The following is a 9664-nucleotide window of genomic DNA, read 5'->3' as shown; positions in this document are numbered from 1 at the left end:
CGCCCGTCGGGCCCGCTCCGCCTACGAGGCGCTGGGCCGGGACGAGGACGCCGCCCGCGTCGCGAGGCTCGTGACGGAGCTGGAGGCGGCTCGCGAGGCCGAGGGCGGAGCCGAGCGGGCCGGACACGGGGCAGGGCACGGAGCCGAGGGCGACGCCGACGTGCGGGCCGGGCGCGACTCCGAGGGCGACGGCGACGAGCGGGAGGAGAGCGCCTGAGCGCTCAGCTCCCGTCGGCCTCCCGCATGGTCTCCTCGAGCACCGCGATCACGGCCCGCGGATCCGTCGCCGGATTCACGAAGGCGAGGCGCAGCGCGATCTCGCCCCGGAACGCGGTGGGCACGCACAGCATCGTCCCGCCCTTCGCCAGGCGCTGCGACCAGCGCCGATAGGCGGCAGGCGTCCAGCCCGGCCGACGGAACACCACCACCGACAGCTCCGGCTCCATGAGCAGCTCGAGGTGCTCGCTCGCACGGATCGCGTCCGCGACGGTGCGGGCGGAGTCCAGGCAGCGGTCCACCGCCGCGGCATAGGCGGCGGTGCCGTGGGTGGCCAGCGAGTACCACAGCGGCAGGCCGCGGGTGCGGCGGGAGAGGTGGGCGGCGAGGTCCGAGGGGTTGGACTCGCCGCGGTCGATCGAGTCGAGATAGGCGGCGTGCTGGGAGTGCGCGGCCGCGGCCGGGCGCGGGTCCCGGTACAGCAGCGCGCAGCAGTCGTAGGGGGCGAAAAGCCACTTGTGCGGGTCCACGATGAAGGAGTCGGCCTGCTCGATGCCCGCGAAGCGCGCCCGGGCGCTCGGCGAGGCCAGCGCCGCGCCGCCGTAGGCGCCGTCCACGTGCACCCAGGCGCCGTGGCGGTGCGCGGTCTCGACCACGGAGGCGAGGTCGTCGACGATCCCGGCGTTCGTGGTGCCGCCCGAGGCGACCACCGCGCAGATCCGCGGATCGGCCTCCAGCAGCGGCTCGAGCGCGGCGCCGGTGAGATGGCCGCGGTCGTCCACCGGGACGCTCACCACGTCCATGTCCAGCAGGCGCGCAGCCGAGGCGACCGAGGAGTGGGCGGTCGAGGCGCAGGCCAGCGCCCAGCCGCCGCCCGGGCGTCGGCCCCGCTCGCGCAGCGCGTGGTCGCGCGCGGTGGCGAGCGCCGAGAGGTTCCCCTGCGTGCCGCCGGAGACGAACACCCCGGCGGCGTCCGCCGGCCAGCCCAGCAGGTCCGCGAGCCAGCGCAGCACCTGGTTCTCGGCGAAGATCGCGCCGGCGCCGTTCTCCCAGATCCCGCCGAACACGTTCGCGGCGGAGACGACGGTGTCGAAGGCGACCGCGGCCCGCGTCGGCGCGGCGGGGATGTAGGCGAGGTTCATCGGGTCCTCGCTCGAGCGGGTCGCCGGCAGCAGCACCTCGTCGAACAGCTCCATCGCGCGGGCGGCGCCGATGCCGTCCTCGGTGATGGTCGCGCCCACCTCGGCCTGCAGCTCCTCGGCGCTGCGGGCGGTGGTCTTGGGGTCGGTGGCGACGGTGGTGTGCGAGGCGGCCCAGCGCAGGGCGAGGCTCACGGCCTCCCGTTCGTCGCCCCAGACCTCCGAGGGTTCGCGGTGGCGCTGCAGCGCGTCCGCGGCGCGGGAGAAGGCGGAGTCCTCCGCGGACTCGGCGAGGCGCCCGGCGCCGGGCGCGGGGGAGGAGGGGACGGGAGCGGTCTGTGCGGGGTCCGGAGTCACGACCAGCATGGTCGCACGCGCGCGGCCGACGGGAGGGCCGGGCGGGGCGACCCGCCTGCGCGGTCCTGACAGGGACGTCCGCCTGGCGTAGCGTGGCGACACCGGCCGAAAGGGGCCCCGCCATGACGATCGGAGCCGACGGCCTCCCCGAGGAGCACGCGCATGGGCCCGGGGAGACGATCGCCGTGAGGGACAACGCCCGGGCCGGACGCTATGAGGCGGTCCGGGGCGGAGAGGTCGTCGGGATCATGATCTACGAGCGCACACGGCGCCGGATCGAGCTGATCCACACCGTCACCGACCCCGAGCACCGCGGCGAGGGCGTCGCCTCCGTGCTCGTGCGCACCGTGCTCGCCGAGGCGCGGGCCGCCGCCCTCCCTGTGCTGGTGATCTGCCCCTTCCTCGAGAGCTGGCTGCAGCGCCACCCCGATCAGGCCGTCGGCGTCATCGCCGAGGACTGAACACCGCACGGGCCGCGCCCCACCTGCGCCGCGCCTTCCCGAGCAGGCTCCTGCGCCCGCTCGGCTCCCGCTAGGCCCTGCCCCTCCCGGCCCTGCTCTCGCTCCGCCACGGGGGACCCTGGTCGAGTAGTGGCGTATGGCGTACCTGTATGCCTATATAGCCGTAGTGGCACGCCATGCGCCGTGACCTGACCACGCCGCCGGCCCTCCGGCCCGCAGGCATCCTGATGTGCCGGACCCGGGCCCTGATTCTGGCGCGGAGCCCGCACCTGCTGAGGCCATCCTCGGCGACCGGCGGACCGAGGGGCGCACCGACGGGTACCGTCGGACCATGGACGCCATCGACCTGCTCCGCGACCTCGCCTCCCGCCCCCGCCACGTGGCCGACTCTCTGCGCGGCCGATTGGGCCCCCTGGAGCTCGCCGCCCACCCCGGCGGGCACCCCAACTCGATCGCCTGGCTGCTGTGGCACACCGGGCGCGAGATCGACGTCCAGGTCGCCGCGCTCACCGGCCAGGAGGAGGTGTGGGCCAGGGGCGACTTCGGCGAGCGTCTCGGGCTCGGCGCGGAGGGGGCCGCCGTCGGCTACGGCCACAGCCCCGAGCAGGCCCGCGCGATCGAGGTCCAGGACGGCGAGGCGCTGCTGGACTACGTCATCGCCTCCCTCGATGCGCTGGAGTACTACCTCGACGAGCTCGCCGCCTTCGACCTCGGCGACATCGTCGACGAGGCCTGGGACCCGCCCGTCTCCCGTGGTGCCCGCCTGGTGAGCATCGTCGACGACGCGATCCAGCACCTCGCCCAGGCCTCCTACGTGCTCGGGATGCCCCAGCGCGGCTGAGCCCGAGCCGAACGCACTGTGCCCGGCACCGCCCCCGTCAGGGGCCGTGCCGGGCACAGGTGATGGCGGCCGGAGGCGCCGGAGCGGGACCCTCCCGGGTCAGGCCGCCGCGGCGGCGGAGGAGGAGGCGCGGCTGCGGGAGCCGCGTCGGCCGCGCAGCAGGGCGTCGAGCGAGAAGCGCCCCGCCCCGACCGCGGCGATCGCGAGCGCACCGGCGCCGAGCGCGCCGACCAGCTCCCAGCCGCCGGCGTCGATGAAGACGCCCTGGGGGAGGTGCACGAGGAGCGCGGCGACGAGCATGTCGATCGCGAGCAGCAGGCCGACGATGCCGGTGGAGGCGCCGGCGATCAGCGCGATGCCGCCGACGAGCTCGACGATCGCGACGACGGGAGCGGCGATCTCGGGGGCCGGCACCCCCATGCCGCGGAAGCTCTCGGTCGCTCCGGCGAGTCCGAAGGTGACGAGCTTCTGGTAGCCGTGCGCGGCGAAGATCGCGCCGAGCAGGATGCGGGCCACGAGCAGGCCGAGGTCAGAGGCCGTTCCGGTGCGGGACGATGCGGCCATGAGGGTCCTTTCGTCGGGGGAGAGTGCCTCGCGAACGTAGAGGAGGAGCAGCCCTGACTTCAAGGTTTGAGTGAACCGACGAGGGATGCGCTTCATTCCCTCTCGGGATCCGGGGCCGCTGTGGCGAGGGCTGATCTGAGAAGTGACCGGAACCCACCGGCGCCGACGGGGACCGGCCGGGAGCGGCCAGCGCGCCGCGAGCCCGTCGGCCGATCCGCCGCCCGACCTCTCCTCCCCATCGGGGCGTCCTCCACCGACGGAAGGATCACGTCCCGCCCGTCCGCCGGACTTCCTACACTGGATCGGTGACATCCACCGAAGCCTTCGAAGCCGGATCCGACCGCGCGCTGGAGCGCACCCCGCCCCAGGACCTCGCCGCCGAGCGCGGCGTGCTGGGCGGCATGATGCTGTCCAAGGATGCGATCGCCGACGTCGTCGAGACCGTGCGCGGCAACGACTTCTACCGCCCCGCGCACGAGATGATCTACGAGGCGATCATCGACCTGTACGGCCGCGGCGAGCCCGCAGACCTGGTCACCGTCTCCGATGAGCTCTCCAAGCGCGGCGAGCTGCAGCGCGTGGGCGGCGGCGCCTATCTCGCGGACCTCATCGACATGGTCCCCACCGCCGCGAACGCCGGCTACTACGCCGAGATCGTGGTCGAGCGCGCCCAGCTGCGACGCCTCGTCGAGGCCGGCACCCGCATCGTCCAGCTCGGCTACGCGGCCGACGGCGGCGAGGTCGACGAGGTCATCAACGAGGCGCAGGCCCAGATCTACGCGGTCACCGAGCGCGGCCAGAGTGACGACTTCCTGCCGCTGGGCGAAGTGATCGACGAGACCCTCAACGCGATCGAGGCGACCCAGAACCGCGGCGGCCAGGTCACCGGCGTGCCCACCGGCTTCGCCGAGCTCGACGAGCTCACCCAGGGCCTCCACGGCGGGCAGATGATCATCTTCGCGGGCCGCCCCGCCATGGGCAAGACGACGCTCGGCATGGACGTGCTGCGCTCCGCCTCGATCCACAACGGCCAGACCTCGGTCATCTTCTCCCTGGAGATGGACAAGACCGAGATCACGATGCGTCTGCTCTCGGCCGAGTCGCAGGTGCCGATGAACCGCATGCGCGACGGCTCGATGGACGACCGGGACTGGCAGTCCATGGCCCGCGCCATGAGCCGGATCGCCGATGCGCCCCTGTTCATGGACGACTCCGCGAACATGTCGCTGATGGAGATCCGCGCCAAGTGCCGCCGCCTGAAGCAGAAGCACGACCTGCGGCTCGTGGTCATCGACTACCTGCAGCTGATGAGCTCGGGCAAGAAGGTCGAGTCCCGTCAGCAGGAGGTCTCGGAGTTCTCCCGAGCCCTGAAGCTGCTGGCCAAGGAGATCGACTGCCCCGTCATCGCGATCTCGCAGCTGAACCGAGGCAGCGAGCAGCGCACGGACAAGACCCCGATGATGTCGGACCTGCGAGAGTCCGGCTCGATCGAGCAGGACGCCGACGTCATCCTCCTGATCCACCGCGAGGACTACTACGAGAAGGAGTCCGCGCGCGCCGGCGAGGCGGACCTGATCGTGGCCAAGCACCGAAACGGCGCGACCAAGACGATCCCCGTCGCCTTCGAGGGGCACTACTCCCGCTTCAAGGACATGGCGCACTCCGGCGGCTTCAGCGGCTGACCCGCGGCGCCGACGGTGTCGCAGCGACGGCGGGACCGCGGCGCCGACCCGGCGGGGACGACACGGGCGGCGACGTCGAGGACCTCCCCTCACCCCCGCAGCAGGTCCCTCAGCGCCGCCTCCGGGGAACGGGCCCCGTCCAGCAGCTCGCCCGACGGTACCGGGTGAACAGCGGCGGGTCGATGGAGGAGCTGCAAACGCGGCCCCGCCGGTCCTGCCACTGCGGAGACCGTGTCCCTCGGTGCAGGCGAACGATCGGTCGGTGCCCGGCGGAACCGATTGCCGAGCCCTCGGTCGGCCGGTACGGTCGAATCCCGACCTGATCCGGAGGCGCCCGATGGGCCATCCAGTGCACCTCGTCATCGACGGTCAGCCGCACGACCTGACCGTCGACCCGCGCACCACCCTGCTCGACGCGCTGCGGGACCACCTGGGGAACATGTCCCCGAAGAAGGGCTGTGACCACGGCCAGTGCGGTGCCTGCACCGTGCTGGTCGACGGACGGCGGCTGAACTCCTGCCTGCTGCTGGCCGTGTCCCTCGACGGCGCGGAGGTGCTCACCTCGGACGGCCTCGCCCCCGACGGCGAGCTCTCCGCCCTGCACGCCGCCTTCCTCGAGCAGGACGCCTTCCAGTGCGGCTACTGCACCCCCGGGCAGATCTGCTCCGCGACCGGCGTGCTCCGCGAGGCGGCCGACGGGCACCCCAGCGTGGTCACCGACGACCACGGCCACGACCACCCGATCGAGCTCACCGAGGACGAGGTCCGCGAGCGGATGAGCGGGAACCTGTGCCGCTGCGGCGCCTACGTCAACATCGTCGCTGCCGTCCAGCAGGCGGCCGGGGCGAGCACCGCGAGCGAGGGGACGGACCGATGAGACCCTTCGACTACGTACGTGCGGACGACCCCGCCGGCGCCGTCGCCGCGGTCGCCGAACGGCCCGGCGCGACCTACCTCGCCGGCGGCACCAACCTCGTCGACCACCTCAAGCTCGGGATCACCGCCCCCGATCTGCTGGTCGACCTCGGCCGGCTCGACCTGGCAGACATCGAGGAGCTGCCGGACGGCGGCCTGCGCGTCGGCGCCATGGTCCGCAACAGCGATCTCGCCGCCGATCCGCGCGTGCGCCGCGACCACCCGTTGCTCTCCCGCGCCCTCCTCTCCGGCGCCTCGGGCCAGCTGCGCAACGCCGCCACCACCGGCGGGAACCTGCTGCAGCGCACTCGCTGCGTCTACTTCCAGGACCCCACCACCCCCTGCAACAAGCGCGCCCCGGGCAGCGGCTGCTCGGCGCTCGGGGGCTACACCCGCTACCACGCGATCCTCGGTGCCTCCGATGCGTGCATCGCCACTCACCCTTCCGACATGGCCGTGGCGCTGGCCGCCCTGGACGCGACCGTGGTGGTGCTGGGCAGCGACGGCGAGAAGCGCCTGCCCCTCACCGCACTGCACCGCCTGCCGGGGGACGAGCCCGAGCGCGACACTGTCCTCGAGCACGGCGACCTGATCACCGCCGTCGAGCTGCCCCCGCCCGGCCGCGCAGCCCGCACCCGTTCCACGTATCGCAAGATCCGCGACCGCGCCTCCTTCGCCTTCGCCCTGGTCTCGGTCGCCGCGGTGCTCGAGCTCGATGTCGAGGCGACGCAGCCCACGATCCTCTCCGCGAGGATCGCCCTCGGAGGCGTCGCCCACGCCCCCTGGCGCGCCCGCCGCGCCGAGCAGCTCCTCGCCGGCGCCCCTGCCACCCGCGAGAGCTTCCGCCGGGCCGCGGCGGCCGAGCTCGAGCAGGCCCGGCCCGTCGTGGGCAACGAGTTCAAGGTGACGATGGCCCAGGGCGTGATGGTGAGCGTGCTCGCCGAGCTCGCCAGCCTGGGCGAGGAGAACGAGGATCCCCGTGATGAGTGACCTCCTGCGAGCCTCCGCGATCGGCACCCCGCGGGTGCGTCTGGACGGGCCCGACAAGGTGCGCGGCCTCGCCCCCTACGCCTACGAGCACCCGGTCGAGGATCCGCTCCATCTCTTCCCGCTGTGCTCGACGATCGCGCTCGGCCGCGTCACCTCGATCGACGCCACGGCCGCGCTCGCGCTCGACGGGGTGGTGCGCGTCATCACCCACGAGAACGCCCTCCGGCTCGCGGACACCGAGGACGGCGAGCTGGCGATCCTCCAGGACGACCGGATCGGCTTCCGCGGCCAGTACCTCGGCGCCGTCCTCGCCGAGACCCCGGAGACGGCCCGCCAGGCCGCCGACCTCGTCGTGGTCACCACCGAGGCCGCACCGCACGACGCCGACTTCCGCCCCGACCACCCCGCAGTGCGCGAACCCGAGGGCGGCGCCGACGACATCGACACCGGTGACCTCGAGGCCGCGCTCGCCGCCGCGGAGATCGTGGTGGACCAGCGGTACTCCACCCCTCTCGAGCACAACAACCCGATGGAGCCGCACACCACCATCGCCCGCTGGGACGGCGAGCAGCTCACGCTGTGGACCTCGACCCAGGGCGTGCACCCCGCGAGGCAGACCCTCGCCCCGATGCTGGGCATCGACCCCGAGCAGCTGCGGATCATCAGCCCGCACGTCGGCGGCGGCTTCGGCTCCAAGGGCCTGCCCCATGCGGACATGATGCTCACGGCGCTGGCCGCGCACGCCGTGCCCGGCCGCGCGGTGAAGCATGCCGTCACCCGCCAGCACATGTTCGCGCTGACCGGCTACCGGCCCGCCACCTCCCAGCACCTCCGGATCGGGGCCCGGGCCGATGGCACGATCACCGCCTTCGGGCTCGAGGCGGTCTCCAGCTCCTCGCACACCAAGGAGTTCCCCGAGGTGGCGATCAAACCCTCCCGGCAGATGTACGCCGGCGAGCACCGTCGCATCACCCCGCGCGTGCTCCCGCTGGACATCGCCGTCCCCTCCTGGATGCGCGCCCCCGGCGAGGCACCGGGGATGGTGGGCCCGGAGATCATGATGGACGAGCTCGCCGAGACCTGCGGGCTCGACCCGATCGAGCTGCGGGTGCGCAACGAGCCGGAGCATGACCCCGACACAGGGATGCCCTTCAACCGACGCCGGCTGATCGACTGCCTGCACGAGGGCGCCGCCCGCTTCGGCTGGGCCGACCGCGACCCGCGGCCCCGCGCACGCCGGGAGGGCGGGTGGCTGATCGGCACCGGCGTCGCCTCGGCGACCTACCCCGCATCCCGGCAGCCCGGCTCGAAGGCCCGGATCCGTCACGAGGCGGGGGTCTACGAGGTGGGCATCGGCGCCGCCGACCTCGGCACCGGCACCTGGACCGCTCTCACCCAGGTCGCCGCCGACGCCCTCGAGGTCGACCCGGACCGCATCGCGCTGCGGATCGGCGACACCGCGCTGCCGAACGCGACCGTCGCCGGCGGCTCCACCGGGCTCGCCAGCTGGAGCGCGGCCGTGCTGGCCGCCGCGGACGCTTTCCGGCGCGAGCACGGCACCGCCCCGGCCGACGGCGTCGAGACGATCGGGGAGGCCGCGGAGAACCCTGCCGAGAAGCAGTTCGCCATGCACTCCTACGGCGCCCAGTTCGCCCAGGTCCGCGTCCAGGAGGAGACCGGTGAGATCCGTCTGGACCGCATGCTCGGGGTGTTCTCCGTCGGGCGGATCATCAACCCCCGCACTGCCCGTTCGCAGCTCCTCGGCGGGATGACCATGGGGGTGGGGATGGCGTTGCACGAGAAGGGTGAGCTCGACCCCCGCTTCGGACACGTCGTCAACCACGACCTCGCCGAGTACCACGTGCCCGTCAACGCGGACATCCGCTCCCTCGAGGCGCATTGGCTGGACGAGGAGGATCCCCAGGCCGGGCCGCTCGGCGCGCGCGGCATCGGCGAGATCGGCATCGTCGGCGCCGCCGCGGCGATCGCCAACGCCGTCCACCACGCCACCGGAGTGAGGGTGCGGGACCTGCCCGTGTTCGGCAGCGACCTCCTAGCACGGTGAGCGCCGCGTCACTCGACGGCCCCCGGCAGGCGGCCGCGCCTCCCGTCGGCCTGATCCTCGCCGCGGGCGCCGGACGGCGCCTGGGCCGCGGCCCCAAAGCGCTGCTGCTCCAGCGCGGCGCCCCCTGGTCGAGCACGTCGCCCGCGCCCTTCGCGAGGGCGGCTGCGCCGAGGTCGTGGTCGTCACCGGCGCGGGCGCCGAGCGGGTGGGCTCCGCCGTGGACGGGTTGCCGTGGGCGCGCACGGAGCAGAACCCGCGCTGGCGCGAGGGGATGGGGACCTCCCTGCGCACCGGCCTGGCCGCGATCGGCGCGGGCCGCGACGTGCTGGTCACGCCGGTGGACCGCCCCGGGACGTGCGCGGCGGAGGTGGCCCGGGTACTGGCCGCCCACCGCCGCGGCGGGATCACCGCCGCCGCCCACCGCGAGGCCTCCG

General features: G+C 73.7%; 9 protein-coding genes and 1 pseudogene. 8 read left to right on the top strand and 2 right to left on the bottom strand.

All coding sequences use genetic code 11. The annotated features are described in order from the left end of the window. Positions 1 to 217 (top strand): annotated as a pseudogene (locus HMPREF3159_RS16290) (hypothetical protein); the annotation flags it as partial. 4 nt (positions 218 to 221) lie between these two features. Here HMPREF3159_RS16290 and HMPREF3159_RS16285 read toward each other — a convergent pair. Beyond that, the gene (locus HMPREF3159_RS16285) at positions 222 to 1712 is read right to left on the bottom strand and encodes a pyridoxal phosphate-dependent decarboxylase family protein (RefSeq protein WP_083305998.1); all 1491 of its coding nucleotides are present in this window, start codon (positions 1710 to 1712) and stop codon (positions 222 to 224) included. Between the two features lie 122 nt (positions 1713 to 1834). Here HMPREF3159_RS16285 and HMPREF3159_RS16280 point away from each other — a divergent pair, with 122 nt between their 5' ends. Both HMPREF3159_RS16280 and HMPREF3159_RS16275 read left to right on the top strand, forming a co-directional pair. Then, complete coding sequence (locus HMPREF3159_RS16280; protein ID WP_070502251.1) at positions 1835 to 2173, top strand: GNAT family N-acetyltransferase; 339 nt, start codon at positions 1835 to 1837, stop codon at positions 2171 to 2173. Between the two features lie 331 nt (positions 2174 to 2504). Then, a complete protein-coding gene (locus HMPREF3159_RS16275) occupies positions 2505 to 3014 on the top strand; it encodes a mycothiol transferase (protein WP_070502250.1) in 510 nt (169 codons plus the stop codon). 99 nt (positions 3015 to 3113) lie between these two features. Here HMPREF3159_RS16275 and HMPREF3159_RS16270 read toward each other — a convergent pair whose 3' ends face one another. After that, the gene (locus tag HMPREF3159_RS16270; protein ID WP_070502249.1) at positions 3114 to 3578 is read right to left on the bottom strand and encodes a DoxX family protein; all 465 of its coding nucleotides are present in this window, start codon (positions 3576 to 3578) and stop codon (positions 3114 to 3116) included. A gap of 305 nt (positions 3579 to 3883) precedes the next feature. On the opposite strand from HMPREF3159_RS16270, the gene dnaB reads away from it, so the two are divergent. The 5 genes from dnaB to HMPREF3159_RS17600 all read left to right on the top strand — a co-directional run. Then, the gene (dnaB, locus tag HMPREF3159_RS16265; protein WP_010550821.1) at positions 3884 to 5260 is read left to right on the top strand and encodes a replicative DNA helicase; all 1377 of its coding nucleotides are present in this window, start codon (positions 3884 to 3886) and stop codon (positions 5258 to 5260) included. 337 nt (positions 5261 to 5597) lie between these two features. Beyond that, positions 5598 to 6137, top strand: coding sequence for a (2Fe-2S)-binding protein (locus HMPREF3159_RS16260; RefSeq protein ID WP_070502248.1), 540 nt, complete (start codon positions 5598 to 5600; stop codon positions 6135 to 6137). Beyond that, entirely contained in the window at positions 6134 to 7165 is a 1032-nt protein-coding gene (locus tag HMPREF3159_RS16255; RefSeq protein ID WP_070502247.1) for an FAD binding domain-containing protein, read from the top strand. The genes HMPREF3159_RS16260 and HMPREF3159_RS16255 overlap by 4 nt, the downstream gene beginning before the upstream one ends. After that, on the top strand, positions 7158 to 9230 hold the full coding sequence (locus HMPREF3159_RS16250) for a xanthine dehydrogenase family protein molybdopterin-binding subunit (RefSeq protein ID WP_070502246.1): 2073 nt from the start codon (positions 7158 to 7160) through the stop codon (positions 9228 to 9230). Before HMPREF3159_RS16255 ends, HMPREF3159_RS16250 begins: the two co-directional genes overlap by 8 nt. Positions 9231 to 9354: 124 nt before the next feature. Next, on the top strand, positions 9355 to 9664 hold a 310-nt coding region (locus HMPREF3159_RS17600; RefSeq protein ID WP_371441718.1), incomplete at its 3' end, for a nucleotidyltransferase family protein.

It is taken from the genome of Brachybacterium sp. HMSC06H03 (assembly GCF_001807385.1).
In the GTDB taxonomy this organism is placed as follows: Bacteria; Actinomycetota; Actinomycetes; order Actinomycetales; family Dermabacteraceae; genus Brachybacterium; species Brachybacterium conglomeratum.
Note: the sequence above shows the minus strand (reverse complement) of the source record. Positions and strands in the feature narration are given on the sequence as shown.

Coding starts and splice junctions, on each gene's coding strand:
- HMPREF3159_RS16250 (WP_070502246.1), top strand. CDS start 7,158: ATGAGTGACCTCCTGCGAGCCTCCGCGATCGGCACCCCGCGGGTGCGT.
- HMPREF3159_RS16275 (WP_070502250.1), top strand. CDS start 2,505: ATGGACGCCATCGACCTGCTCCGCGACCTCGCCTCCCGCCCCCGCCAC.
- HMPREF3159_RS16280 (WP_070502251.1), top strand. CDS start 1,835: ATGACGATCGGAGCCGACGGCCTCCCCGAGGAGCACGCGCATGGGCCC.
- HMPREF3159_RS16270 (WP_070502249.1), bottom strand. CDS start 3,578: ATGGCCGCATCGTCCCGCACCGGAACGGCCTCTGACCTCGGCCTGCTC.
- HMPREF3159_RS16255 (WP_070502247.1), top strand. CDS start 6,134: ATGAGACCCTTCGACTACGTACGTGCGGACGACCCCGCCGGCGCCGTC.
- HMPREF3159_RS16260 (WP_070502248.1), top strand. CDS start 5,598: ATGGGCCATCCAGTGCACCTCGTCATCGACGGTCAGCCGCACGACCTG.